Source organism: Streptomyces sp. NPDC046203, from assembly GCF_040646255.1.
Classification (GTDB): Bacteria; Actinomycetota; Actinomycetes; order Streptomycetales; family Streptomycetaceae; genus Streptomyces.
Map to the genome: position 1 here is coordinate 48,821 of NZ_JBEYZX010000026.1, position 26,342 is coordinate 75,162.

Consider the following 26,342-nt stretch of genomic DNA (forward strand, 5'->3'; position numbering starts at 1 on the left):
GTACCTCAGTTCTCCGCCCCGACCAGCAGGTCGTTCGCCCAGTCCGGCAGCACACGGTGCTCGTGGTGCCGGGCGGAGATCCCCTCCCACTCGTAGTCGCCGACGATCCAGTCGTGAATGATTTCCGCGTACCCCAACACCGCCTCGCACTGGGCGGGTTCGAGGGCGCGGGCGAGCCGTCGCAGGTCCGTTTCCTCCAGTTCGACGAGCTCGTCGACCTTGCGCTGGGCGAGCCGGGAGCCGTATGCCAGCGCCTCGCTCCGGGAGCAGGAGCGGGTGCGCTCGATGACGTGGATGGCGTTGTGGCCGCCGGTGACGTCCTCGTGCCGCAGTGACATCGAGTCGTTCCGTAACGCGACGAGATCGGCCCCGAGCCGGCGCATCCGGTGCAGCACGGGGTCGTGCCAGACGGCCGGGGCGACCTCGGCGCCGCCCCAGTGCTCGCCCAGGTCGTTCTGGCCGAAGGCGCAGGTCGTGGCCGCGCGCAGCGGGAAGTAGGTGTCGAGGTCCGAAAGGACGCGGCCGTCGGCGCGGTCGACGGCCTCGGTGAGCTGCGAGGAGAAGTACGCGCTCCAGTGGTAGGCCACCCGGTTGCGCAGCCCGGCGGACATGCCGTGCGTCATCCGGGGCCACAGATCCGCGAACGCCCGTACGGTGGGCGCCGGATGACGTTCCCCGTCGGGGAGGCCGTGCACGGTGTCGATGAGCGCGCCGCAGACGGCCGCGACGCGGCGTGGGTCGCGGCCCAGCTCTCCGTCGAGCTGGTCGTCGAAGGGGAGGAAGTACCAGCCCATCATCTGCGCGGCGGTCGCGGCGTCGTCGGCGCCGGCGTGCGGGTAGAAGAAGCCCGCCACCTCCGGGAGCCGCCATGCGACGAAGTCGTCGACCGCGCCCTCGCCCTGGAGCAGTCCGAAGTCCCGCATCCAGTCGATCGCGCGCTCTCGCGCTTGTTCCAGGTGCGGATTGCTCCGCAGCGGCCACGGGGTGGTGAAGACCACGCCCTCGTACGTCACGGCCCGAGCCCTTCATCCGGAGAACACTGCACCGTGAAGACTCTTCAGTCGGAGAGCCCTACCGCAACGCCACGCCGACGAGTCCACCCGATCGAGCGAGATTGAGTGCGCATAAATGACGCCGGTCTGCTTTTCGGGTGAACATGCAGGTCGGAAAGAAAGCGGAACCGGAATCCCCGGATCACGGGCCGGACGCCGCCGTCCGGGGTGACGCGAGGCTCCCGCACCGGGCCGGACCCGGAAGGGCCCGAAAAGTCACAGCTTAGGGCAGCAGACCCGCGCGACGTGCCGAGACCACCGCCTCCAGTCGGGTGTGGGCGCCCAGCTTGCGCATCGCCGAGCGCAGATACCCCTTCACCGTCTCCGGGCTGAGGCCGAGCCGCCCGGCCGCGACCGCGTTCGTCGCCCCCGCGGCGACCATCGCGAGGACATCCGTCTCGCGCGGGGTCAGGGCCACCGCCGGAGCCTCGCCCCCGGGCTCCGGCCGAGTGCCGGAGGCCGATTCGAGCCGGCCGCACACCGCCCACAGCCGCGCCCGCAGCTCCGGATCGCCCACCCTGGGCGCCAGCTCGCGCAGTTCGCCGTAGGCCAGCCGCATCTCCTCGCGCTCCGCCACCCGCCGCCGCGCCTCGTCCCGTACCGCCAGCGCCTGCTCCACGTCCCGGGCCGCCGCCACCGCCGCGTCGAAGACCCGCTCGCCGATCGGCAGGGCGTCGCGCAGCGCGCCGTACAGGACCCCGCGCACCTCACGGCGGACGACGAGGGGCACCGCCATCACCGACCGCAGGCCCTCCACCAGGACCGGACGGTCGTACTCGTGGGTGATGTGCCGGGCGGAGGCGTAGTCCGTGACCGCGCACGGCCGCGACAGCGCCAGACACTTCCCGCCGAGACCGGAACCGGTGGACACGGCCAGCCCGCGCAGCGCGGGCGTCACCGCGCCGCTCAGTTCCGCGATCCGGATCACGCGCCCGTCCTGCGACAGCCCCCCGAACACCACCTGGAGGCCCGTGGAGCGGCGCAGCCGCAGCAGCGCGGCGCGCACCTCCGCCGATTCGACCTGCTCGGGCACCGTGCGCTCCTTCTCCCCGGCCGGCCGGAGCCGGCCGCCGGACCACCCCCGAACGGGGGTGGTGAGACCTGGGTCACTGATTACACGATGTCCGGGATCGGTCCCGCAACGAGGAGGACACATGACGGCAACGAGCGCGGCGGAGCCCACGGAGGCGACGGAGAGGTTCCGGGCCGCCCGTGACTTCCTCCTCGAGCACCGCGAGGACTACGCGACGGCGTACGCGGGCTTCGCCTGGCCCCGCCCCGACCGGTTCAACTGGGCGCTCGAATGGTTCGACGTCATCGCCGCGGGCAACGACCGCACCGCCCTGCACATCGTCGAGGAGGACGGCACCGAGACGAAGGTGTCCTTCGCCGCGATGTCCGAGCGCTCGAACCGGGTCGCGAACTGGCTGCGGGCCCAGGGCGTCCGGGCCGGCGACCGGATGATCGTCATGCTCGGCAACCAGACCGAACTGTGGGAGACCATGCTCGCCGCGATGAAGCTGCGCGCCGTCGTCATCCCCGCCACACCGCTGCTCGGCCCCGTCGATCTGCGCGACCGGGTGGACCGCGGCCAGGCCCGGCACGTCCTGGTCCGCGCCGAGGACACCGCCAAGTTCGACGACGTGCCCGGCGCCTACACCCGGATCGCCGTGGGCCTGAAGGACCCGGAGGCGGACTGGCTGCGCTACGAGGAGGCGTACGGCGCGGCCGCGGAGTTCACGCCGGACGGTGTCACCCGCGCGGACGACACGCTGATGCTCTACTTCACCTCCGGCACCACCGCCCGCCCCAAGCTGGTCGAGCACACCCACACCTCGTACCCCGTCGGCCACCTCGCCACCATGTACTGGATCGGCCTGAAGCCCGGCGACGTCCACCTCAACATCTCCTCGCCCGGCTGGGCCAAGCACGCCTGGTCGAACCTCTTCGCCCCCTGGAACGCCGAGGCGACCGTCTTCATCCACAACTACACGCGCTTCGACCCGGCCCGGCTGATGGCCGAGATGTCCCGGCACGGCGTCACCAGCTTCTGCGCCCCGCCGACCGTCTGGCGCATGCTGATCCAGGCCGACCTCGCCCAGCTCGCCACCCCGCCGCGCGAGGTCGTCGCGGCCGGCGAACCGCTCAACCCCGAGGTCATCGAGACGGTACGGCGCGCCTGGGGCCGCACCATCCGCGACGGCTTCGGCCAGACCGAGACCGCCGTCCAGGTCTCCAACAGCCCCGGCCAGCCGCTCAAGGAGGGCTCGATGGGCCGGCCCAGCCCCGGCTACCGGGTCACCCTGGTCGACCCGGTCAGCGGCCGGGCCGACGTCGGGGAGGGCGAGATCTGCCTGGACCTGTCGGCCGGTCCGGTGGGCCTGATGACCGGCTACCACGGCGACCCGGAGCGTACGGCCGAGGCCATGGCCGTCGGCTACTACCGCACCGGCGACATCGGCGCCCGGGACGCCGACGGCTACATCACGTACATCGGGCGGGCGGACGACGTCTTCAAGGCGAGCGACTACAAGATCAGCCCGTTCGAGCTGGAGAGCGCCCTGCTGGAGCACGAGGCCGTCGTCGAGGCCGCGGTCGTGCCCGCGCCCGACCCGCTGCGGCTCGCCGTACCCAAGGCTTACGTCGTCCTCGCGGCCGGCTGGGAGCCCGGCCCCGAGACGGCGAAGGCGCTCTTCGCGCACTCGCGCGAGGTCCTCGCCCCGTACAAGCGGATCCGACGGATCGAGTTCGCCGATCTGCCGAAGACGGTCTCCGGCAAGATCCGCCGGGTCGAGTTGCGCAAGCTCACCGCCGACGGGACCACCGGCACCGAGTACGCCGAGGGAGACGTCGTATGAGCGCCGCAGGAGTACGGGGAGCCGCGCCGGCCGAACTCTCGTACGCGCACGGGGTGTCCACCACACCCCTGCTCGGCGACACCATCGGCGCCAACCTCGACCGCGCCGTCGCCGCCTGGCCCGAGCGCGAGGCCCTGGTCGAGGTGGCCTCGGGGCGCCGCTGGACGTACGCGGCCTTCGGCGCCGACGTCGACCGGCTGGCCGGCGCGCTGCTCGGCAGCGGCGTACGCAAGGGCGACCGGGTCGGCATCTGGGCCGTCAACTGCGCCGAGTGGGTCCTGGTTCAATACGCCACGGCCCGCATCGGCGCCGTGATGGTCACCGTCAACCCCGCCTACCGCGCCCACGAGCTGGAGTTCGTCCTGCGGCAGGCAGGGATCTCGCTGCTGTTCGCCTCGCTCACCCACAAGACCAGCGACTACCGGGCCATGGTCGGTGAAGTCGGCCCGGCCTGCCCGGAGTTGCGCGAGACCGTCTACTTCGGCGACCCGACCTGGGACGCGTTCCTCACCCGCCGGGCCCCGGACGGCGTGAAGCCGGAGGGACTGTCCTGCGACGAACCGGTCAACATCCAGTACACCTCGGGGACGACCGGCTTCCCGAAGGGCGCCACCCTCTCCCACCACAACATCCTCAACAACGGTTATTTCGTAGGCGAGATGATCGCCTACACCGAGCAGGACCGGGTCTGCCTCCCGGTGCCCTTCTACCACTGCTTCGGCATGGTGATGGGCAACCTCGCCATCACCTCGCACGGCGCCTGCATGGTCATCCCCGCCCCGTCCTTCGACCCCGCCGCGACCCTGCGCGCCGTCCAGGACGAGCAGTGCACCTCGCTCTACGGGGTGCCGACGATGTTCATCGCCGAGCTGAACCTGCCCGACTTCGCCTCCTACGACCTGTCCACCCTGCGCACCGGCATCATGGCGGGCTCACCGTGCCCCGAGGAGGTGATGAAGCGGGTCGTCGCCGAGATGAACATGGCCGAGGTGTCGATCTGTTACGGCATGACGGAGACCTCGCCGGTCTCCACCCAGACCCGCCGGGACGACGACCTGGAACGGCGCACCGGCACCGTCGGCCGGGTCATGCCGCACGTCGAGGTGAAGGTCGTCGACCCGGCCACCGGGCTGACCGTGCCGCGCGGGACGGCGGGCGAACTGCGCACCCGCGGCTACAGCGTGATGCTCGGCTACTGGGACGAACCGGCGAAGACCGCCGAGGTCGTCGACGAGGGCCGCTGGATGCACACCGGGGACCTCGCGGAGATGCGCGAGGACGGCTGTGTGCGGATCGTCGGCCGGATCAAGGACATGATCATCCGGGGCGGCGAGAACGTGTACCCGCGCGAGATCGAGGAGTTCCTCTACGGACACGCCAAGATCGCCGACGTGCAGGTCGTCGGGGTCGCCGACGACCGGTACGGCGAGGAGATCCTGGCCTGCGTGATCCCGCGCGACCCGGCCGATCCGCCCACGCTCGACGAGATCACGGACTTCTGCCGAGGCCGCCTCGCCCACTACAAGATCCCCAGACGTCTGGAGATCCTGCCGGAGTTTCCGATGACGGTCAGCGGGAAGGTGCGGAAGGTGGAACTGCGGGAGCGGTACGCGGCGGGGTGACGCGGGCGGTGACGGTGGCGGGGGGTGTGGCGGCACCGGGGACGACGGCGGAGACCGTGGCGGCTCCGGGGCCGGCCGGTTTCCCAGTGGTGGCGGTGGCGACGGTCCCGGGCGCGGTCTCCGTGCGCTGGGCCGCGATCTCGCGGCGCATGCAGACCCGGGGCCAGACGGCCAGTCCGTGCGCGGCCTCGGCCTGGCTGATCGCCCGCAGACCGTCGGTGAGCGCGGGATCGCCCTCGCCGACCCGGCGGAAGCCGAGCCGGGCGTAGTACGGGGCGTTCCACGGGACTTCGGTGAAGGTCGTCAGCGTCAGCGCCGTCAGGCCCTGCTCCCGGGCGGCGCCCGCGAGATGGTCGATCAGCGCCCGGCCGACGCCCCGCCGGGCGGCGTCCGGGTGCACCGACACCTGCTCGATGTGGGCGGCGCCGTCCACGGTGTCCGTGAGCAGATACCCGACGGGCCGGTCGGCTCCGTCCACCGCCACCCAGGCCCGGCCCTCGTCGCGATAGCCCGCGAGGACGTCCAGCGGCAGGGGGTCGTCATCGGCGATGGCGGCCATGCCGAGCGGGCGGAAAGCCTCGCCGGCGGCGCGTTCGATGTCCTGGAGGACGGTCAGTTCGGCCGCTTCGGCCGCTCGGATGCGCATACGTCAGTATGGCGCGCCGCGCGGGCCGCCCTCAGTCCGGCGTGCCGCCCGTACAGGAGGGCCCGTTCTCCGGGTTCCAGCCGAGCCCGCCGGCGTATCCGTCCTCGCTCCCGTCCCGGCGCCCCAGGAGGCCGCTGTCGCGGGAGAAATGCGGCAGGAACAGGGCCAGCGCCGGGTCCCCGTACAGTGCCACGTACAGCAGCACGTCCCGCGCGTCCGGCACCTCGCGCCGGTGCTCCGGCAGCGGGTAGCGGTCCCGCAGGCCGCTCAGCAGCCGGCGGGCGGCCCGGGTGGTGGGCGGTACGCAGAGCAGGGCGGCGGCCAGGGCCACCAGCAGGGCGCCGAGCGCGAGCGCAGGACCCGCCGCGCGGTTCGGCGGCACCGTGACGAGGATGCCCGCACCCACCGTGACCGGCACGCAGGACAGTAGGACACGGGCCGCGCGCAGCCGTCCCGGCGAGCGCAGCAGACCCGTTCTGCCGAGCTCGGTGCTCAGCGCGTCGAGCGCCTGCCGGGCCTTGGGGCGGGTGGCCAGAACCCGTAGGGCGAGGGCGCGGTGCAGCGAGCGGTGGACCCCGAGCTGGAGCGGGTCGCGGGTGCGGCCGGCCCCACCGTTGGCGCGAATCGTCCCCCGGCGGCCGGCCGCCACCGCGCCCCGCTGGTGCAGGGCGACCAGGGCCACGGTCACGGCCGCGCGGGGGCCGCCGCGCAGCATCGCCAGTGCTTCCGGTGGCAGCTCCGGCCGCTCCGGGCTGCGGGTACGCAAAAGCAGGGCCGCCAGGACCAGTTGAACCAGAGCCGCGCCAAGGAACCACCACATCCCCGTTGTCATGGTGTTCACCCCCCGATGGTGTTGTGCCCGGGGGAGGGCCGGTCGTCACCCGTGAATGGCCGAAATCCTCAGGGAGGTACGGGGGTTCGGGACGGGTTGGGTGGGGCGGCGGATCAGTCGGGGGATCGGCTGAGGAGCCGGCCGATGAACCGCCTGAGGAACCGGTCGGGGGAACGGTCGGGGCAGGTCACGTGGCAGGTCATGGGGCAGGTCACGGGGCTCCGGTGGAGACGAGTTCCCCGGCGTGGGTGGTGACGGGTTGCGGGGTGCCCGTGAGGTCGAGGACGAACAGCGGGACGCCGAGGCTCTCGGCGCGTTCGTGTGCCTCGGGGGTGTAGCCGGCCAGGGCGAAGCAGACGCTCACGGCCGAGTTGCTGAGCCCGTTGAGCCACAGGCACTCCACCGCGCGCAGCCCGGTCGGGCGGGTGCTCGGGTCCACCTGCGCGACGAGGCCCGGGCCGCGCAGGTCCACGGCCGTGGTCGCGCGCTCCTCCGGCTGGACGACCTCGCGGAAGCCGAGCCAGCGCAGATATCCGGCGGAGGCGGCGACCGCGTCCCGCGCGGTCCGGATCGTCACCGGCCGGAACACCGCGCGCGGACCGGCGGCGCCGTCGTCCTCCGCGGCGAAGCCGTCGAGCTCCGGCGCGTCCGGGCCGGTCGCCCCGGAGCCGCCGGCGCCGGCACCCGGACCGGCCGCCGACGCGCGCTCGGCGTCGGCGTGGGTGTCGGCGTTGACATCGGTATCGGTTTCGGCCGTGGACTCGGGGGTCCGGCCACCGGCGTCAGCCGCCCGCCCGGAGGGCCCGCTCTCGCGCGCGTCCGGTCCGTACTCGCAGGGCCCGGACATCCCCGGCGCGAAGGCCCCCGGGAAGGCCCGGGGCCGAGCCGCTCCCGGCGCGTACCCGTCCGGTTCGCACCCGTCCGTTTCGCATCCATCGGGTTCGCGTCCGTCGGGCGGGTACGCGCCCGGGGCGCAGGCGTCCGACGGGTGCGTCTCGGCCGGGTACGCGCCGGGGGCGCGGATGACCGGCGCGTCCGCCTCCGGTCCGTACGCCCCGGGATCCGGCGGTCCGTCCTCGCGCGCGCCCGGTTCCGCCGCGCCCCGGACCGGCACCCGCAGGACCGCCCCGCACGGGCAGCCCACCTCCGGGTGCGGCCAGTCGGAGGCACGGGAGCAGAGCGCGCAGCGCACGGTGACCCATTCGTCCGACCAGGTGCGGTGCGTGATCGCCGCGGCCGTGACGCCTCCGATCAGCGCGGGCGCGACCGGCGCGCCGCACGCGCAGGGGAAGGCGACAGCCGCGTACACCACCGTGCGAAGGCATTCCGGACAGTGCACCTGGACCGATTCACCCACACCAAACCCCCTTCGCGACGTGCGTTCCCATCGTCCACCAATCCGGGCCCGTGAGGGGGCGAGTTCGGCCATCACGCGGCACCGGGTGCGGCCCGGACGGGGCCGGGGGTGCCGGGTGCGGGGAGCTTCGCGGGTTCACCCGCCCGCCGGGGCCGTCTCTTGACGCCGCTTCGGCACCCTATTCCCAGTGCTTCCGTATCACGGAACGCAGCTTCCGGAGGGTGGAGTCGCCGGAATCGGCGACATCACCGAGCCCGGCCACGCGCCCGCCGCGATCCGGTCGCTCCGGGCCGCCCGTTCCCCAGTGCGGGCGGGATGTCAGAAGTCGCCCGACGCCGCCCGGACGAGTACGGTGCCCGCCTCGGTCCGGTCGTACAGGACCGAGCGGCCCGCCCGGCGCCGCCGTACCAGACCGGCGTCGAGCAGCACCTTCAGATGCCGTCCCACCGACCCGAGCCCCTGCCCGGTCAGGGCCACCAGCTGACTGGTGGAGGCCGGGGATTCCAGCCGTACGAGCACCCCGGCCCGCGCCCGGCCGAGCAGCGTCGCCAGCGCCTCGGGCGCCGGTGTCGACGACATGTCCGCGAGGGCGCCCGCGCACGGGTACACCACCGCGAACCGCTCGGTGCCCTCCCAGGACACCCAGCCCGTGGCGAACGTCACCGGGACGAAGAGAAGCCGGCCGCCGGCCACCGAACGCGGCGGAAGATCACGGGAGTTGACCTGGAGCCTGCCGTCACCGAGCCAGCGGGTGCGGCCCGGGCTCAGCTCGTCGAGCGCCGCCGCCCAGCCGCCCCGGCCGAGCAGCGCGGTCCGCGCCGTGATGTCGGCCTCCAGGACGCGGCGCCGGCGGGCCCAGTCGGGCCGTACGGTCTCCTGCCACACCCACTCCAGTACGGTCGCCATCCGGTGCGGAAGGTCGGGTACCGCACGCAGCGGACCGGGTACGGGACCGCCGACCGCGACCTCCAACTGGGGTACGGCGTCCGCTGGTTCGGCATTCCGGACGGCCGGCACCTCCTCCTCGAAGGACTGTTCACGCTCGCCGAGGGGCGTCGGGGTCAGGAAGTCCGCGTTCCAGGTGGGGCCGATCGCCGCCCGCACCAGAGCCGCGTCCAGCGGCTCGTCGGTCATCCGCCGCCGGTACGCGGGCAGATGGGCGCCCAGCCAGGACCGTTCGCCCGGATGGGAACCGGCCCCCGCGTGCAGGGTCTTCAGGGCCGCGATGGTCTCCGCGAGCGGCGAGATCACGAAACGGCTCCCCGCCAGGGAGTCCGTACCGATCCGCCACCAGCCCATGACCGCATCGCCTCCCCCGCCCGCCCGCTTGCTCGGGGCCGTGACCTTTCGCCGCCGCGCGAAACAGTACCGGCGGAACCGGCCGCTCACCCAGACTCCGGCGCATGCCCCGCTACCGTGATCTCTTCCGGGTCCCCGAATTCACCCCGCTCTTCCTCGGCGGAACCGCGCAGGTCGCCGCCCAGACCGTCAGTGGACTCGGCCTCGCCACCCTTGTCTACCGCGCCACGGACTCGGCCCTGCTGTCCGCCCTCGCGATGTTCGGCCCGGCCCTCGCCCAGCTCGTCGGCGCCACCACGCTCCTCTCGGCCGCCGACCGACTGCCGCCGCGCGCCGTGCTCACCGGCGTTTCCCTGGTCTTCGCCGCCGGGACCGCGGCCCAGGCCGTCCCCGGACTGCCCGTCGCCGCCGCCTTCGCGATCCTCTTCCTCCAAGGGCTCGCCGGCTCGGTCGGCGGGGGAGCACGGTACGGACTGCTGGGCGAGATCCTGCCGCGCGAGCGCTACCTCATCGGCCGGTCCGTCCTCAACATGGCCACCGGCCTCAGCCAGATCGCCGGCTTCGCGGCCGGCGGCGCTCTGATCGCCCTGCTCTCGCCGCGCGGCACCCTGCTCACCGGCGCGGCGCTCTACCTCCTCGGCGCGCTGATCAGCCGGGGCGGCCTGACGGCGCGCCCGCCGCGCGCCGCCGGGCGGCCCTCGGTCGCCGAGACCTGGCGGACCAACGCCCGGCTGTGGTCCGCCCGGCCCCGCCGGCTCGCCTATCTCGCCCTGTGGGTGCCCAACGGCCTGGTCGTCGGCTGCGAATCGCTCTTCGTCCCGTACGCCCCCGACCGCGCCGGACTGCTCTTCGCCTGCGCCGCGTGCGGCATGCTGGCGGGCGACATCGCCGTCGGACGCCTTCTCCCGGCCGGCCTGCGAGCCCGGCTCGCCGCGCCCCTCCAGGCCCTGCTCGCCGCCCCGTACCTGCTCTTCGCGTTCCGCCCCGGGCTGCCGCTCGCCCTCGTGGCGGTCACCGTGTCGGCCGTCGGCTACAGCGCCAGCCTGCTCTACCAGGAACGGCTCATCGCCCTCGTACCCGACGACCTCGGCGGCCAGGCGCTCGGTCTGCACACCTCCGGCATGCTCACACTCCAGGGGCTGAGCGCGGCGCTCGCGGGCGGCATCGCCCAACTCGCCTCGCCCGCCACGGCGATGACCGTGATGGCGGCAGCGTCCCTGCTGGTCACGCTGGCGCTCGCGTACGCGGGACGGCCGGGACGGCCGATGGGCGCCGAGGAACGCGACCCGGTCCCGGCGAAGGCTCCGTGATCCGGGAGGGGGCGCGTGGGCGCGGCGAGAAACGCGGGAGCGCGGAACCGTATCCCCGGCGCCGGGCTTCTCGCCGTGGACCCGCCCGGCGGCGCGGTGCCGGTGCGAGGGAAGACGGCGGGCCGCCAGGCGCTCCAAGGGGGGAGTTCGGGGAAGGGGACCGACAGGTTCGCGGCGAAGCGCCGGTCCGCGAGCCCCATGAGGGGGCGCTCCTTCCGGCATGGCGGACAGGTATGTCGTGCTGACGGAGCGATCTCGGCGGGCTGTCCTGCTTGTCGAGAGGTTCCCGCAGGTCGGGGGCTCCCGCCGGGCCGGGGGTGGGCCGTAGCGTGGGGGCATGGTGCGTTTGAGAGTGGAGTTCACGACCGAGCCGTTCGACCTCGACGAGGCGCCGGCGCACGCGGTCGTGGCCCGAGAAGTCATCCAGTCCGCGACGCTGGACGCGGTGGATGTGGGCCCCTTCGGCAACACGGTGGAAGGCGACGCCGACGCGGTGCTGACGGCGGTCGACGCGCTGCTGCGCAAATCCCTGGAGGCCGGGGCCACCCGGGTCTCGCTCCAGGTCAATGTGATCGGCGAGCACGCCGGTCAGGACCCGGCCGCCGCCGGCGCGCTCCCCGACGGGGGCGGGAGATGACCGAGCATCCGCTGATCGCGGCGGTGAAACCGCTGGTCGACGCCGTCGGCGCCGAACTCCTCGGCCCCGAGCAGGCCGAGGGTGACGATGTCGTCCTCGCCTGGGAAGGTGAGGATGTGCTCGCCATACGACTGCCTCGGCTGTCCGAGTCCCTGGACCACATCCTCGCGGCGATGGAGCGCGGGCACGGGATGCCGCTGGCCGCGCTCGATCGCAGAGCGAAGCAGGAAGTCGTGCGGACGCTGGAGGCGCGCGGCGCGTTCTCCATGCGTCATGGAGTGGAGACGGTGGCCGGTGCCCTTGGCGTCTCCCGGTTCACCATCTACAACTACCTCAATCGCGAGACCGCCCTGACCAGGGAAAACGCGGCCAAGGAAGTCTAGTTGGGGCCCTTCTCGGCTCTCGACGCCCACAAGCCGTCGCCCGTGTTCCGGGGTGGCGGCTTTCCTGTCGCCGGGTTTTCAACAAACTGTTGACGTGATGTTGCGGAGGGCGTTAGCTGTCCGCAGCCCTTCCGACGCACAGTGAAAAACGGCCACGGAGGCATCCCGTGACTCCAGGTACGACGCCGGGCCTCACCCGGTTCAACACCTCGGCGGAGGGTGACGCCATCGCCGCGCTCCACGAGGTGTGCGCCGGCTCGGCATGGGGGCGCGCGATCCTCGCCCGGCGCCCGTACGCCTCCGTCGAAGCTCTGCTCCTCGCCAGTGACGTCGCCACGGCCGGACTGACCGCCGAGGATCTGGCCGAGGCGATGGCGGGCCACCCGCCGATCGGGCGTCCCAAGGAAGGGGATCCGGCCTCCTCGCGCGAGCAACGCGGGATGGCCGGCGCCTCCCCGGAGCTGAGAGCCGAGATGCTCGAACTCAACCTGGCCTACCAGGACCGCTTCGGCCATGTCTTCCTCATCTGCGCCACCGGAAGAACCGGCGAACAGATGCGCGACGCGCTCCGGGAACGGATCGGCAACGCGCCCGAGCGGGAGCGGGAGATCGCCCGCGCCGAACTGGGCAGGATCAATCGCATCCGGCTGAGCCGTCTCGTGGGCGCCACGGATCCCGAGGAGACCACGGAATCCGTGGAATCCGTGGAAACAGTGGAAACCGAGAAGGCCGTGGAATCCGTGGAGACAGGGGAGACGCACCGATGAGTTCCGGCACCACCGCCTCCGTGTCCACCCACGTCCTGGACACCAGCCTCGGCCGACCGGCCGGGGGCGTCGCGGTCGCGCTCGCCGCCCGCGCCGGTTCCGGCGGGGACTGGACCGCCCTGGGCGGCTCCGCCACCGACGAGGACGGGCGCTGCAAGGACCTCCCGGCCCTGCCGGCGGGCACGACCCATGTACGCCTCGACTTCGGGACCGAGGCGTATTTCCTGAGCGACTTGAGCAACCCGAGCGACCAGAGCAGGCAGAACAGGCAAGCCGAGGTGCGGCAGGACGCCCCCGCGAATCGGGACAGCGGTACGGCCGGTGTCTTCTTCCCGGAAGTGGCGATCACCTTCGCCGTCGTCCCGGGCGAGCACTACCACGTACCACTGCTGCTCAATCCGTTCGGCTACTCCGTTTACCGAGGGAGCTAGCAGACCATGACAGCCCCATCCCACCCGGTGGTCCTCGGCCAGAACCAGTACGGCAAGGCGGAGAACCGCGTCGTCAGGATCACCCGCGACGGCGGCACCCACCACATCAAGGACCTGAACGTCTCCGTCGCCCTCTCCGGCGACCTGTCCGACGTCCACCTCACCGGCTCCAACGCCCACTGCCTCCCCACCGACACGACGAAGAACACCGTCTTCGCGTTCGCCAAGCAGTACGGCATCGAATCCGCCGAGCAGTTCGGCATTCACCTCGCCCGCCACTTCGTCTCCAGCCAGGAGCCGATCCACCGGGCCCGGATCCGGATCGAGGAGTACGCCTGGGAGCGCATAGCGGGCTCGGGCTCCGGCACCGACTCCCGTCCCCCCGGCGCGGACCGGGCCGGCCACTCCTTCGTCCGCAAGGGTCAGGAGACCCGCGTCACCCAGATCACCTACGACGGCGAGCGGTGGGAGGTGATCTCCGGCCTCAAGGACCTCGTCGTCATGAACTCCACCGACTCGGAGTTCTGGGGCTACGTCAAGGACCGGTACACCACCCTCCAGGAGGCGTACGACCGCATCCTCGCCACCACAGTCTCCGGCCGCTGGCGGTTCAACTGGACCGACGACGAGCAGCGGATGCCGGACTGGGAGCGGTCCTACGAGCAGACGAGGAAGCACCTGCTCGAAGCCTTCGCCGAGACGTACTCGTACTCGCTCCAGCAGACCCTCTACCAGATGGCCTCGCGGATCATCACCCATCGCGCGGAGATCGACGAGGTCCGCTTCTCGCTCCCCAACAAGCACCACTTCCTGGTCGACCTCGAACCCTTCGGCCTCAAGAACGACAACGAGGTCTACTACGCCGCCGACCGCATGTACGGCCTCATCGAGGCCACGGTCCTGAGGGACGGCGCCACGGCGCGCATCCCGGTCGACACGACCAACCTCTAGGGCCCCGGTTCGCCCCCGCCCGTCCCGTGGCCGGGCGGGGGTCCGCCGGGCCGGAGGGAACCACCCGTGGCACGGCCCGCACCAGGGCCGGCGACCGCCGAAGGCCCACGCTCCCGACCTCGGTACGACCGATGCGACCAGCGTGACCGGTGCGACCGGCGGGGCGCGCCGCGGGGTCCCCTCGTGCCCGACCGTCCCTCCCGCAGCGAAGGAAGAACAGTGATGGCAGCACCTTCGGCACCACCCCGGCGGATCGTCATCGAGAACGCGGCGATCGCGACCGTCGACGCGGACGACACCGAGTACGCCACCGGGCATCTCGTGATCGCGGGCGAGCGGATCGAGTCCCTGGGCGCCGGCCCGGCCCCCGGGGGACTGGCGGACGTGGACCGGCGGATCGACGCCACCGGCCATCTGCTGACGCCGGGTCTGGTCAACACCCACCACCACTTCTACCAGTGGCTCACCCGGGGCCTCGCCACCGACCACAACCTCTTCGACTGGCTGGTCGCGCTCTACCCGACCTGGGCGCGGATCGACGAGCCCATGGTCAGGACGGCCGCCGAGGCATCCCTGGCCATGATGGCCCGAGGCGGTGTCACCACCGCCATGGACCACCACTACATCCACCCGCGCGGCACCGGCGATCTGTCCGGCGCCATCATCGGGGCCGCCCGCGACCTGGGCGTCCGCTTCACTCTCGCGCGCGGTTCGATGGACCGCGGCGAGCGGGACGGCGGGCTGCCGCCGGACTTCGCCGTCGAGACCACCGAGGGCGCGCTCGCCGCGACCGAGGAGACCGTACGGCGCCACCACGACGCCTCCTTCGGCGCGATGACCCAGGTCGCCGTCGCTCCCTGCTCGCCCTTCTCCATCTCCACCGAACTGCTGCGCGAGGGCGCGGCGCTCGGCCGCCGGCTCGGCGTGCGGATGCACACCCACGGCTCGGAGACGGTGGAGGAGGAGAAGTTCTGCCACGAGCTGTTCGGCATGGGCCCGACCGACTACTTCGAGTCGACCGGATTCCTCGGCGCGGACGTGTGGATGGCGCACTGCGTGCATATGAACGACACCGACCTCGCGGTCTTCGCCCGCACCGGCACCGGCGTCGCCCACTGCCCCTCGTCCAACGCGCGCCTCGCCGCCGGAATCGCCCGTGTCCCCGACATGCTCGCGGCGGGTGTACCGGTCGGCCTCGGCGTCGACGGCACCGCCTCCAACGAGTCGGGCGAACTGCACACCGAACTGCGCAACGCGCTGCTCGTGGGCCGGCTCGGCCCGCGCCGCGAGGCCGCGCTCACCGCCCGGCAGGCGCTGCGCCTCGGCACCCACGGCGGGGCCCGGGTCCTCGGCCGCGCCGACGCCCTCGGTTCCCTGGAACCCGGCAAGCTCGCCGATCTGGTGCTCTGGAAGCTCGACGGCCTCGGCCACTCCTCGATCGCGGACCCGGTGGCCGCCCTGGTCCTCGGCCCGCCGGCCCCGGTCACCGCGTCCTTCGTCCACGGCCGGCAGATCGTCGAGAACGGCCGGTTGCTCACCGCCGACGAGGACCGCATCGCGCGCGACGCCCGTACGGAGGCCCGGCGCCTGGCCCGTATCGCCGACCGGGACTGAGTCTTCGGTCTTCGGGTCTTCGGGCAGGGGTCGGCTGGGAGGGGCTGCTCCCGGCCGGGGCGGCCACGTATCCGGGGGAGCCTCCCCGGCGGTGCGGCCGGGAACACCGCCGCACGCCACAGGCGGATGGCGCCCCCAGCACCCCCCCGGCGCCCCGGCATCGGCGTACGCGTGCCCGCACCCCCAGCAGGCACCCAGCCGGTGCACCGTCCGTCCACCGGGCGCGCCACCACGTCCTCCTCGCGCCACCCCCGTACCGTCCGCGCGACGAGCCGCACCTCCCGTAACTTCCGCACCGCGCACCGCATCGCACCACCTCCCCGACCCCCGCGTCACCGCCGACGCGTCACCGACCGGAGGACCGCCGTGGCCGCCGACCCCCAGACCCCCCTCACACCCGACGCGGATCCCGACGCGGATTCCGTCCCCGAGGGCGACCGGACCAGGCATCCGGTCGACGAGACCCTGCCCCCGGTGAAGATGCTGACCAGCGGCCTCCAGCACGTGGCCGCCATGTACGCGGGGGTCGTCGCCCCGCCGCTGATCGTCGGGGCGGCCGTCGGCCTCTCCGCCACCGAACTGACCTTTCTCACCGGCGCCAGCCTCTTCACCGCCGGACTCGCCACCTTCCTCCAGACCCTCGGCGTCTGGCGGATCGGTGCCCGGCTGCCCTTCGTCAACGGCGTCACCTTCGCCGGCGTCGCCCCGATGCTGGCGATCGTCGACACCACGAGGGACAAGGCCGACGCCCTCCCCGTCATCTTCGGCGCGATCATCGTCGCCGGACTCCTCGGCTTCCTCGCCGCGCCCTGGTTCTCCCGGCTGGTGCGCTTCTTCCCGCCGGTCGTCACCGGCACCGTCATCACCCTCATCGGCGTCTCGCTGCTGCCGGTCGCCTTCGGCTGGGCGCAGGGCCCCGACCCGAAGGCCGGCGACTACGGCTCGGCCGCGTACCTCTCGCTCGCCGGCCTCACCCTCGTCGTCGTCCTGCTGCTGCGCCGCTTCACCCGGGGCTTCCTCAAGCAGATCGCCGTCCTGGTCGGCCTGGTGATCGGCACCCTCCTCGCCCTCCCGTTCGGCGCCACCGACTTCGGCCCGGTGCGCGAGGCCGGACTGGTGGGCTTCCCGAACCCCTTCCACTTCGGCGCCCCGCAGTTCGCCGCCGCGGCGATCGTCTCCATGTGCGTGGTCATGCTGGTCTCCATGACCGAGTCGACCGCCGACATGCTGGCGCTCGGCGAGATCGTCGACCGGCCCGCCGACGAACGGACCATCGCGGCCGGGCTGCGCGCCGACACCCTCGGCTCCGCGCTCAGCCCGCTGTTCAACGGCTTCATGTGCAGCGCCTTCGCCCAGAACATCGGCCTGGTCGCGATGACCCGTATCCGCAGCCGCTTCGTGGTGGCCTGCGGCGGCGGCTTCCTGGTCCTGATGGGCCTCTCGCCGGTGGCCGCCTCGCTGATCTCGGTCGTCCCCCGGCCGGTGCTCGGCGGCGCGGGCATCGTCCTCTTCGGCTCGGTCGCCGCCAGCGGTATCCAGACCCTGGTCAAGGCCGGCCTGGAGAAGGACAACAACGTCCTGATCGTCGCGGTCTCGCTGGCCGTCGGCATCATCCCGATCACAAAGCCGGACTTCTACCACGCCTTCCCCTCGACGGCGCAGATCATCCTGAACTCCGGTATCTCCACCGGCTGTGTCGCCGCCGTCGTGCTCAACCTGCTCTTCAACCACATCGGCGGGAACCGGGACGACGACACGGTCACGGCACCGATGGAACCCGCCGGCGAGATCTCCGGGACCCGCGCGGCGAAGGCCGCCCGCCCCCGCTGAACCACCCGGCAGCCCCCTGGCCCCGGGCGCCGCGGGGCACACGGAGCCCAGGGCCACCGGGGACGGGCGCCCGCGCGCCCCCGGTACCGCGACGGCCACCCGGACGGGGGCGGCCGGGACAGCCGGTACAGCAGCCGGTGCGGCCAGGACCGGCGCGACCCCCGCGGCCCCGATGAGCGCGACAATCCCGACGAGCGTGACGAGCGTGACGAGCGCGGCGACCACCGGCCACGCCCGGCCCGCCCCCGCCCGCCGCAGGGCGCCGCGCCTCCCCGGCGGCCGACCGTGACGGCGGTTCACCGCGCGTCGCCCATGAGTCGCCGGCACTCCCGCGCCAGATGCGGATACGCCGCCGCGATCGCCTCGTACACCCGCCGCCGCAGCAGCTGTTCGGCCTCGGCGCGGCCGGTGTCCCCGTACAGCCCGTCGAGCAGGCAGTCGTAGCGCGTGAGCGCGTACCGCAGATAGCCCACCTGCCAGCGGATCATCGCGCTCGGCACCATGCCCCGTCCCGCGCCCCGGCCCTTGCCGCCCGGCCTCGCGCCCTGCCCCGAGCCGACCAGCCCGCGCGCCGCTTCCAGCCGATGCCGGTGCCGGAACGCGCGCCGTTCCAGCTCCGCCACCTCGATGCGCGGGACCTCGATGGGCGTCGCGCCGACGGCCGCGAGCACCGCCCCGCGCCGGCGCTCGGCCGCGGCCAGCGAGGCGGCCCAGACCCGGCTCGCCGCGGCGGACGAGGCGAACTCCGGGGTGCGCTCCACGGCCTCGACCCGCGCGAGGAGGTAGAGCCGCACCGGCGCGAGCGACCAGCGGCGCGGATCCCGGCCTTGCACGTCGGCCTGCCCGAGCAGAGAGTCGATCATCTCGTCGCTCCAGCCGCGCTCGCGCACCCCGGCCAGGGACACATACGTCGTACGGTCCGTCACGATTCCCCCACTATCGATTACGGAGAGTGATGAATCCAGTGAAGCGCATCCCACTGACAACGCACCCGCCGCAGCCGTCCCGCGGCCTCCTCGGGGACCCGTGAGGCCCTCCCGTCCCCTGCGCCGCGCGCCTGATCATGGCCGGAACGGCCCCCTTTCCCGGCCCGGCCCGGTGGCCTCACCCTGCGAACGGGGCACCTGCCGAGGGCGCTGGGGGAGCCGATGGCCGAGCCGACGTACATACCCGTCCTGCCCACAGGGAGAAGCGCGCTGACGGCGTACCGGGACCTCGCGCCGGCCGTACGCGCGGCCGTCGCGCCGCTGTGGACCGTCCCGCCACCCGACCCGGCCCGGCCCCGCCGCCCGCTGTGCGAGCTCCTCGCCACCGTCGCCCACCACCAGGGCGCCGGACCGGCCTGGTGGGACGCCGCCGGCCGTGAGACCGGCTGTGAGGCCAGCCGTGAGACCGGCCGCGAGTTCGGTCGTGAGACCGGTGGCGGGACCGGCGGCGACGACCCGCCGGCCGTCGTGTCCGCGCTGCGCGACGTACTGCCCGGCACCCCGCTGCGTCCCGTCACCGGAGTGGAGCGGCCCGTGTGGCAGCAGACGGCCTGTGTCGAAGCCGCCCTGACCTGCGGCGATGGACGGGGCATGGGGATCCGGGTCGTCCCGGCCCCGCCCGGCCACGGGAACCTCGCCGACCGCCTCCAGGACCTGCTCGCACGGATCGGTCATCTCGCCCGGAGCGCACCGACAGGCCTCCCGCTTGACCTGCTGATCGACCTCGACGCCGTCCAGGGCGACCACACGTTCCGTCTCGCGGAGAAGCGGGCCCTGGACGCCCTCGCCCGGCTCGGTCCGCTCCACCCCTGGCGGACCGTGAGCGTCCTCGCCGGCTCCTGCCCCGGGACGGAAGGGGCGCCCGACGGCTACGGGGCGCCGTTCGCCGAGGCCGAGCGGTACGACTGGGACCTCTGGCACCTGGCGGCCCGCTCGCCCGACGGGCGCCGCCTGCCCCTCGTCCACGGCGACTACGCGGCCGCCCACCCGCGCGGCGTCCGGCAGCCGCGCGTCATCCCCGACGGCCCGTCCTGGGGTCTGCTCAGGCTCACCGGCGAGCGTACGTACCTGCTCGGCCGTGTCCCGGCGCGCGGCGCGGACCACCATACGGCCGTACGGGCCATGGCCAGGGAACTCGTCGCCACCGAGGACTTCGACGCGGCCCCCGACGGCGAGCCGAAACGCTGGCTGCGGGCCTGCGCCGAGGGGCAGGGCCCCCGAGGCGCGGGCGGCCCGGAGGCGTGGGCCCGCGCCGCCCACGGCCAGCACCTCGCGTACGTCGTCCGCCGGCTGCGCAGATGGCCACCGGACGACTGGGCGGTGTGACCCGCCCACCGATCCGGGACGTATGACCCGCCCGCCGCGCCTGGGCGCACGACCCGTCCACCACGCCTGGGCGCATGACCCGCCCGGCGCTGCGGAATGACCCACCCGGCCGCACCCGCCCCCGTCCGCGCCGCGCGCCGCCGCGCCCCGAATTACGCTGGGAAGCGTGGCCGAGATCGTGCTCACCAACACCGGTCGTGACGCGTTCCTGGAGGCGAACCCGGAGTTCCGGGGGCCGGGAGCGGTCAGGGCGGTGGACGCCGTGCTCGGACTGCTCGCGCTGCACGGGGCGGACCGGGCGAGCGGAGTCCCCGAGCCGACCCCCGATCTGGCGCGGCGGCTGCTCGTGGAGGACCTGCCCTCCTTCGTCTGGGCGGACCCGGCGGAACTGACCGTGTATCCGGCGGTCCTGCGGGCGCTCGCCCGGCGGTTCGACGAGGCGGACCGGACCGGGGTCGAGGAAGCCGTCGACCAGGCCGGCGCCGACTTCGAACGGGCCATGACGGACCCCGGCAATCTGACCTGGCCCCGCTGGTACGCCCGACTGCTGCGGACCGAGGGTGTCGATGCCGACGACCCCGGCGCGGTACGGGCCTGGCTGGCCCGGCTGAGCCGGGTACCGGTGCCCGAAGGCGCGCGGCGGGCCGACCTCGCGGGACGGACCGCCGTCGCCGACGTCCTTCTCGCCGAGGTGCTGACCAGGGCGTACGTCCGGGACGCCGAGCAGTCGCCAGCCGCCGGGCCGCTCCTCGCCGACCATGACGTCGCGCGGGGCATCGGGGCCGTCGCCCACGCGCTTGTCGGCCGGTGGACCGCGGCCGGACTGCCCGAGGGGCTCGCGGGACCGTATGCGTACCTCGCGCCCGGACCGGAGGATCTTCCCCATCTCGCCCTCGCCGACGCGCTGCTCGGCGAACACCTGGACTATTACGGGGACGTGGCCGTACCACTCCCGCCCCCCGCCCTCTGCTTCACGGATTCAGAGGGACTGGAGGGACTAGAGGGATCAGAGGCACCGGAAGGTGAACCGGGGGAAGCGGGAAACACGGGAGGTATGAGGACTGCGGCCGAAGGGGCCGCCGACCCGTCCGCACCCCCGGCCCCCGGCGCGGACGCGCGGACGGAACGGGACGCCGATCTGCTCGCGACTGCCGTCGACGCTCTCACCGGGACGGACCCGGACCCCGACGCCGGCCCCTACGGGGGCGAGGCCGCCCATCTCCTCTACACGCTCTACCAGCGCGGCTGCTCGGCGGAGTCGGTGGCCCGCCGCGCCGCCGAGTTCGAGGACTGGACGGTCGACCCCGCCCTGGAGGACGCGCCGGTACGGGTACCGCTGCCCGGCTCGCCCGCGTACACCACCCCCACCGCCGCAGAACTCGCCCGGCTGCTCGGCACCCCCGGCGTCGGCGACGCCGACCGCGCCCGTCTCGACGGTCCGGCCCGCGCGCTGGCCACCGTGGTCGACCGGCTCGCCGCGACCGGCCTCGTCTTCCGGCGCGGGGACGCCTTCGGGCTCGGTCCGCGCGGCTGCGCGGCGGTCCGTCACATGCTCGCGATCCGCGGCGTCGTGGTGCCAGGACCGGGGGAGACGGACGGCTGGGACGCGGCCCCGCTGGTGGCCGCCGCCGCTGTCTGGCCCCCGGCCGCCGCCCGGCGGGTCCTGCGCGACTGGCTGCGGGCCCACGGCGACGGCGACGTGGCCTGGTCCGCGCTGCTCGGCGCCATCGGCTCCGTCAACCGGGGTACCTCCGACGCCGCGGCCACCCGCGGCCTGCTCGACGTCCTCGATCTGTCCGCCGCCCCCGCCGGGGTGCTGCGCGGCCTCCTCGCGCACCCCGTCGTCGGCGCCCGGGCGGAGGAGACGCTGCGCCGGAGGGGCGAGCCGGTGGCGCCCGGCGAGGTCCCGACCGAGGCCCGGGCCCTCGCGGTGCTCGACACGCTGCCCGGCAAGAAGGGGCCCCTGGAGTCGCGCCGTACCGCCTTCGACACGGCGGCCGCCGCCTGGCCCGGCGGAGCGGCGGCCCTCGTCGCCGCCATGAAAGCCGCCGACCCGCACGAGACCGCCCGCGTCCTCACCCCTCTCGGCGTCAGCGTGTCCTGAGCCGCGCCGCATTCCTCCCCTTGGCTGCATTCCTCCCCTTGGCCGCGCTGCTCTCCTTGTGCGCGGGTACGCGCGCGTGGGGAGCGATGGCGGGGTCACAGCCGCACCATCACCTCGTCCAGGGTCTTGCGGCGGAGGTCGGGTACGCGCGCGTCCTCGGCCGGATAGCCGACCGGGATGACATAGGCGGCCCGCTCCTCCGGCGGACGGTCGCAGACCTCGTTCAGGAAACGCATCGGGCTCGGCGTGTGGGTGAGGGTCGCCAGACCCGCCTGATGGAGCGTGGCAAGCAGCAGGCCGACGGCGATGCCGACCGACTCCTTGGTGTAGTAGGGACGGGGCGTCTCGGGCCCCTTGTGGACCTCGAAGACCACGATCACGGCGGGCGCGGTCTCCAGGAACGGCTTGCTCCAGTCGGTGCCCAGCGGCGCCAGGGCCTCCAGCCACTCGGCCGACGCGCGGCGGCCGTAGAACTCCCGCTCCTCCGCCTCGGCGGCCTCGCGCAGTCGCCGCTTGCGCTCCGGGTCGGTGAGCACGACGAAACGCCACGGCTGGACGTGCGCCCCGCTGGGCGCGGTGGCGGCGGTACGGATCGCCCACTCCAGCACGCCCTCGGGCAGCGGGCGGTCGCGGAAGTCGCGCACGGTACGCCGGCGGGCCATCACCTCGTGGAAGGCGCGGGCCCGTTCCTCCGCCTCCCCGGCCGGTACGGCCAGCGGCCGGTGCGGCACGGTGGGGTGGGCGAGGGTGGCGACCGGTGTCCCGGTCGGCTCATTGGTCTGGTCCATGCGGGCAGCACAGCACGAGGGGAGGCCCGGGGTAAATGCCCGAACCGGCTGAATCCCCGAGTGATCCGAATCGGAGCCGGCGGCCCTGGTCCGGTGCCGGAGCCGGCCCCGCGTCCTCCGAAGAGCCGGACAGCCCCTACGCTTCCTCGGGCCGCACCCACGCTCCCAGCTTCTCCGGGTTGCGGAACCCCCAGATCCGGGTGGCGCGCCCGTCGGAGACGTCGAACGCGGCCACGGTCACGACGACCCCGCCGAGCAGGGCCACCAGGCCCGGCATGCCGTTGACCGAACGCTCCCGGATGTCGAGCCCCGGGGCCTTGTCGGCGAGGGCCACCAGATACTGGGCGATGCGCGCACCGCCCTCGACCGGGCGCAGGACGGCGCTGGCCAGCCCGCCTCCGTCGACGGTCATCACGGCGGCCGGGTCGAGGAGTCCGACGAGGGCGGGGATGTCCTTCGTCTCCCACGCCTCCTTGACGTGCCGCACCACATCGGCCCGGTCGGCCCGGTCGGTCCGATTGGTTCGGCTGGTCCGGCCGGTCCGGTCGGCCACCGCGACCGGCGCGCGCACCGGCCCTGTGGGGTGCGCGGGGTGCGCGGGGCCCGGGAGGTCCGGGAGGCCCGTGGCGCCGCTGACCCTTCGCCGGGCGGAGGCCGCCAGTTGCTTGCAGGCCGCGGGGGTACGGTCGAGTACGCCCCCGATCTCGGCGAACGGGTACCGGAACACGTCGTGCAGGACGAACGCCACCCGCTCGGCGGGCGTCATCGATTCCAGGACGACGAGGAAGGCCATGCCCACCGACTCGTCCAGCACGATCTGGTCGGCGGGGTCCGCGGCGCCGGCCGGGCCGGCGGAGGCCGGCCGGTCCTCCTCGGTGCGGTCGGGCAGCGGCTCGGGCAGCCAGGCGCCGACATAGCGTTCCCGGCGGGCCCGTGCCGAGCCCAGCAGGTCCAGACAGATCCGGCCGGTCACCGTCGTCAGCCACGCGCCGGGGGAGCGGATCTCCGCGCGCCGGGCGCGCGGCATCGCGTACCAGCGCGCGTAGGCGTCCTGGACGGCGTCCTCGGCCTCGGTGAGCGAGCCGAGCAAACGGTAGGCGACATTGACGAGTTGAGCCCGCTCGCCCGCGACTCCGTCGGCGCCGGCTGTCCCGTTCGTCATTCCCCGCACCCTCGCCTTACCTTTCGCGGCCCTGTTTCGTCGGACGGGTGAGACCTTATCGATCCACTGCCCGAAGACGATGTCTCCTGGGCGGAAAAGAGGACTGTGACATGGCCACCGAGGTGACGGCGCGGGCACGGCGCGGCTCTTCGTTCCTGCGGATCGCGATCGCCCTGCAGACGCTGACCATCTTTCTCCAGGCGGTCTCCGCAGGGCTGTTGCTGACCGCCTCCTACGGGGAGACGATCCACAGTGTCGGAGCCCGGGTGATGTACGCGGCGTCGATGCTGTACGTCCTCGCGGCGGTCCTGGCGTGGAAGCCGGGCGGTGGCTCGCCCCGGCCCATCTGGTACGCGTCGGGCTTCCTGGTCCTCGCCTCGGTCCAGGTCGTGCTGGGCATCGCGCACGTTCCGTCGGTCCATCTCCCCCTGGGCGTCCTGATGTTCGGCCTGAGCGTGCTGGCACTGGCCGGGGCCTCCCGCCGCTGAGCCCCGTCCGGCCTTCTCCGGCCCGACCCTCTCCCGTCCGGCCCTCTCCGGTCCGGATCGCTTCGGTCCCGATGCCCGGACCGACCGTGACCGCGGGTCCCGCCCCCATGGCGTACGGGGGTGGGGCGGGGCCCGCAACGGGATCCGGGATCAGGGTGCCGGAGGGCGGTCAGTCGACGAGCTGTTCGTACGCGGGCAGGGTCAGGAAGTCCGCGTAGTCCGCGTCCAGCGCGACACGCAGCAGCAGATCGTGAGCCTGCTGCCAGGTGCCGGCCGCGAACGCCTCCTCGCCGATCTCTGCCCGGATCGCGGCCAGTTCGCGCGCGGCGACCTCGCGGGCCAGCTCTGGTGTCACCTTCACGGTCGCGCCGTCGTGCTCGACCTCCACGCCCGCGTTGATCCACTGCCAGATCTGCGAGCGCGAGATCTCCGCCGTGGCGGCGTCCTCCATCAAATTGAAGATGGCGACGGCACCGATGCCGCGCAGCCACGCCTCGATGTAACGGATCCCGACCTGAACGGCGTTGCGCAGCCCCTCGAAGGTGGGCCGGGCGTCGAGCGAGGCGATGTCGATGAGCTCCGGGGCCGTGACATGGACGTCCTCGCGCAGCCGGTCCTTCTGGTTCGGCTTGTCACCCAGCACCGCGTCGAAGGAGGCCATGGCGATCGGCACCAGGTCCGGGTGGGCGACCCAGGAACCGTCGAACCCGTCGCCCGCCTCCCGGTCCTTGTCGGCCCGGACCTTCTCGAAAGCGACCTTGTTGACCTCGGCGTCCTTGCGGGACGGAATGAAGGCCGCCATGCCGCCGATCGCGTGCGCGCCACGCTTGTGGCAGGTGCGGACGAGGAGTTCGGTGTACGCGCGCATGAACGGGGCCGTCATCGTCACCGCGTTGCGGTCCGGCAGCACGAAACGCTCGCCCGCGTCGCGGAAGTTCTTGACGAGGGAGAACAGATAGTCCCAGCGGCCGGCGTTCAACCCGGAGGCGTGGTCGCGCAGTTCGTAGAGGATCTCCTCCATCTCGTACGCGGCGGTGATGGTCTCGATGAGCACCGTGGCGCGGACGGTGCCCTGCGGGATGCCGGCGTAGTCCTGGGCGAAGACGAAGACGTCGTTCCAGAGGCGGGCCTCCAGGTGCGACTCGGTCTTCGGGAGGTAGAAGTACGGCCCCTTGCCGAGGTCGGTCAGCCGCCGCGCGTTGTGGAAGAAGTACAGGCCGAAGTCGACGAGCGCGCCGGGGACCGGGCGGCCCGCGACGGTCAGATGGCGCTCGTCCAGATGCCAGCCGCGCGGCCGCGTGACGACCGTGGCGAGCTCCTCGGCCGGCTTCAGGGCGTACGATTTGCCGGACCGAGGATCCGTGAAGTCGATGTTCCGGGTGTACGCGTCGATCAGATTGACCTGACCGAGGATCACGTTCTCCCAGGTGGGGGCCGACGCGTCCTCGAAGTCCGCGAGCCAGACCCGGGCGCCCGAGTTCAGCGCGTTGATCGTCATCTTGCGGTCGGTCGGGCCGGTGATCTCGACCCGCCGGTCGTTCAGGGCGGCCGGCGCGGGTGCCACCCGCCAGGAGTCGTCGGCGCGGATCGCCGCGGTCCCGGGCAGGAAGTCCAGGGTGGACGTACGGGCGATCTCCGCGCGCCGCTCGGCGCGGCGGGCGAGCAACTCGTCACGGCGCGGGGTGAACCGGTGGTGCAGCTCGGCCAGGAACGCGAGTGCTTCGCCGGTGAGCACCTCCTCCTGGCGCGGCAGGGACTCGGCTTCGACGACGACCGGGGAGGACGGCGCTGCTGCGGACATGAACGGTCACTTCCTTCAGCGGGCTTCGCGGGCTTCGCGGGCTTCGTGGATCTCGCGGACTTCGAGGGCGGTGCCGGGCGGTCGCCCGGGTGGGGCAG

General features: G+C 73.3%; 23 protein-coding genes. 13 read left to right on the forward strand and 10 right to left on the reverse strand.

Translation table 11 applies throughout. The features are described from left to right. Positions 1–5: 5 nt before the first annotated feature. Entirely contained in the window at positions 6–1,013 is a 1,008-nt protein-coding gene (locus ABZ990_RS19550; RefSeq protein WP_361232689.1) for a hypothetical protein, read from the reverse strand. 262 nt (positions 1,014–1,275) lie between these two features. Then, positions 1,276–2,085, reverse strand: a complete 810-nt coding sequence (locus ABZ990_RS19555; protein WP_361232692.1) for a LuxR C-terminal-related transcriptional regulator — start codon at positions 2,083–2,085, stop codon at positions 1,276–1,278. A gap of 121 nt (positions 2,086–2,206) precedes the next feature. Here ABZ990_RS19555 and ABZ990_RS19560 point away from each other — a divergent pair, with 121 nt between their 5' ends. Together ABZ990_RS19560 and ABZ990_RS19565 are read left to right on the forward strand one after the other, a co-directional pair. Then, the gene (locus ABZ990_RS19560) at positions 2,207–3,910 is read left to right on the forward strand and encodes an AMP-binding protein (RefSeq protein WP_361232694.1); all 1,704 of its coding nucleotides are present in this window, start codon (positions 2,207–2,209) and stop codon (positions 3,908–3,910) included. Then, complete coding sequence (locus ABZ990_RS19565) at positions 3,907–5,532, forward strand: AMP-binding protein (protein WP_361232697.1); 1,626 nt, start codon at positions 3,907–3,909, stop codon at positions 5,530–5,532. Before ABZ990_RS19560 ends, ABZ990_RS19565 begins: the two co-directional genes overlap by 4 nt. On the opposite strand, the gene ABZ990_RS19570 is transcribed toward ABZ990_RS19565, so the two are convergent. The 4 genes from ABZ990_RS19570 to ABZ990_RS19585 all read right to left on the reverse strand — a co-directional run bounded on the left by ABZ990_RS19570 (position 5,480) and on the right by ABZ990_RS19585 (position 9,666). After that, positions 5,480–6,178, reverse strand: coding sequence for a GNAT family N-acetyltransferase (locus tag ABZ990_RS19570; RefSeq protein ID WP_361232700.1), 699 nt, complete (start codon positions 6,176–6,178; stop codon positions 5,480–5,482). The genes ABZ990_RS19565 and ABZ990_RS19570 overlap by 53 nt on opposite strands. A 31-nt stretch (positions 6,179–6,209) precedes the next feature. Further along, positions 6,210–7,010, reverse strand: a complete 801-nt coding sequence (locus ABZ990_RS19575; protein WP_361232794.1) for a TIGR04222 domain-containing membrane protein — start codon at positions 7,008–7,010, stop codon at positions 6,210–6,212. A 211-nt stretch (positions 7,011–7,221) separates the two neighbouring features. Further along, positions 7,222–8,322 (reverse strand): hypothetical protein, encoded by a 1,101-nt coding sequence (locus tag ABZ990_RS19580; protein ID WP_361232702.1) that lies wholly within the window; start codon positions 8,320–8,322, stop codon positions 7,222–7,224. Positions 8,323–8,685: 363 nt separating this feature from the next. Continuing rightward, entirely contained in the window at positions 8,686–9,666 is a 981-nt protein-coding gene (locus ABZ990_RS19585) for an ArsR family transcriptional regulator (RefSeq protein ID WP_361232705.1), read from the reverse strand. Positions 9,667–9,770: 104 nt separating this feature from the next. Between ABZ990_RS19585 and ABZ990_RS19590 the strand changes: the two genes are divergently transcribed. The 8 genes from ABZ990_RS19590 to ABZ990_RS19625 all read left to right on the forward strand — a co-directional run bounded on the left by ABZ990_RS19590 (position 9,771) and on the right by ABZ990_RS19625 (position 17,589). Continuing rightward, positions 9,771–10,976: an MFS transporter gene (locus ABZ990_RS19590; protein ID WP_361232708.1), complete on the forward strand. Its 1,206-nt coding sequence runs from the start codon at positions 9,771–9,773 to the stop codon at positions 10,974–10,976. A 340-nt stretch (positions 10,977–11,316) separates the two neighbouring features. After that, positions 11,317–11,613 carry a thiamine-binding protein gene (locus tag ABZ990_RS19595; RefSeq protein ID WP_361232797.1) on the forward strand — a complete coding sequence of 99 codons (297 nt, stop codon included), beginning with the start codon at positions 11,317–11,319 and terminating at the stop codon, positions 11,611–11,613. Next, entirely contained in the window at positions 11,610–11,996 is a 387-nt protein-coding gene (locus ABZ990_RS19600) for a helix-turn-helix domain-containing protein (RefSeq protein WP_361232711.1), read from the forward strand. Before ABZ990_RS19595 ends, ABZ990_RS19600 begins: the two co-directional genes overlap by 4 nt. A gap of 167 nt (positions 11,997–12,163) precedes the next feature. Continuing rightward, positions 12,164–12,763 carry a 2-oxo-4-hydroxy-4-carboxy-5-ureidoimidazoline decarboxylase gene (uraD, locus tag ABZ990_RS19605; RefSeq protein ID WP_361232714.1) on the forward strand — a complete coding sequence of 200 codons (600 nt, stop codon included), beginning with the start codon at positions 12,164–12,166 and terminating at the stop codon, positions 12,761–12,763. Next, positions 12,760–13,194: a hydroxyisourate hydrolase gene (gene uraH / locus ABZ990_RS19610; protein WP_361232716.1), complete on the forward strand. Its 435-nt coding sequence runs from the start codon at positions 12,760–12,762 to the stop codon at positions 13,192–13,194. Before uraD ends, uraH begins: the two co-directional genes overlap by 4 nt. A 6-nt stretch (positions 13,195–13,200) precedes the next feature. After that, on the forward strand, positions 13,201–14,145 hold the full coding sequence (pucL, locus tag ABZ990_RS19615; protein ID WP_361232719.1) for a factor-independent urate hydroxylase: 945 nt from the start codon (positions 13,201–13,203) through the stop codon (positions 14,143–14,145). Between the two features lie 222 nt (positions 14,146–14,367). Beyond that, a complete protein-coding gene (locus tag ABZ990_RS19620; protein WP_361232722.1) occupies positions 14,368–15,759 on the forward strand; it encodes an 8-oxoguanine deaminase in 1,392 nt (463 codons plus the stop codon). A gap of 480 nt (positions 15,760–16,239) precedes the next feature. Beyond that, complete coding sequence (locus ABZ990_RS19625) at positions 16,240–17,589, forward strand: nucleobase:cation symporter-2 family protein (RefSeq protein WP_361232800.1); 1,350 nt, start codon at positions 16,240–16,242, stop codon at positions 17,587–17,589. A gap of 296 nt (positions 17,590–17,885) precedes the next feature. On the opposite strand, the gene ABZ990_RS19630 is transcribed toward ABZ990_RS19625, so the two are convergent. After that, positions 17,886–18,515, reverse strand: a complete 630-nt coding sequence (locus tag ABZ990_RS19630) for a hypothetical protein (RefSeq protein ID WP_361232724.1) — start codon at positions 18,513–18,515, stop codon at positions 17,886–17,888. 222 nt (positions 18,516–18,737) lie between these two features. Between ABZ990_RS19630 and ABZ990_RS19635 the strand changes: the two genes are divergently transcribed. Then, positions 18,738–19,901, forward strand: coding sequence for a hypothetical protein (locus ABZ990_RS19635; RefSeq protein ID WP_361232727.1), 1,164 nt, complete (start codon positions 18,738–18,740; stop codon positions 19,899–19,901). A gap of 166 nt (positions 19,902–20,067) precedes the next feature. Beyond that, the gene (locus ABZ990_RS19640) at positions 20,068–22,005 is read left to right on the forward strand and encodes a hypothetical protein (protein ID WP_361232730.1); all 1,938 of its coding nucleotides are present in this window, start codon (positions 20,068–20,070) and stop codon (positions 22,003–22,005) included. Positions 22,006–22,100: 95 nt separating this feature from the next. On the opposite strand, the gene ABZ990_RS19645 is transcribed toward ABZ990_RS19640, so the two are convergent. Next, on the reverse strand, positions 22,101–22,793 hold the full coding sequence (locus ABZ990_RS19645; protein WP_361232732.1) for a nitroreductase family protein: 693 nt from the start codon (positions 22,791–22,793) through the stop codon (positions 22,101–22,103). A 136-nt stretch (positions 22,794–22,929) separates the two neighbouring features. Further along, positions 22,930–23,955, reverse strand: a complete 1,026-nt coding sequence (locus tag ABZ990_RS19650) for a sigma factor (RefSeq protein WP_361232735.1) — start codon at positions 23,953–23,955, stop codon at positions 22,930–22,932. 110 nt (positions 23,956–24,065) lie between these two features. On the opposite strand from ABZ990_RS19650, the gene ABZ990_RS19655 reads away from it, so the two are divergent. After that, positions 24,066–24,443, forward strand: a complete 378-nt coding sequence (locus tag ABZ990_RS19655) for a hypothetical protein (protein ID WP_361232737.1) — start codon at positions 24,066–24,068, stop codon at positions 24,441–24,443. 169 nt (positions 24,444–24,612) lie between these two features. On the opposite strand, the gene aceB is transcribed toward ABZ990_RS19655, so the two are convergent. Continuing rightward, on the reverse strand, positions 24,613–26,244 hold the full coding sequence (gene aceB, locus ABZ990_RS19660; protein ID WP_361232739.1) for a malate synthase A: 1,632 nt from the start codon (positions 26,242–26,244) through the stop codon (positions 24,613–24,615). Between the last annotated feature and the right edge of the window lie 98 nt (positions 26,245–26,342).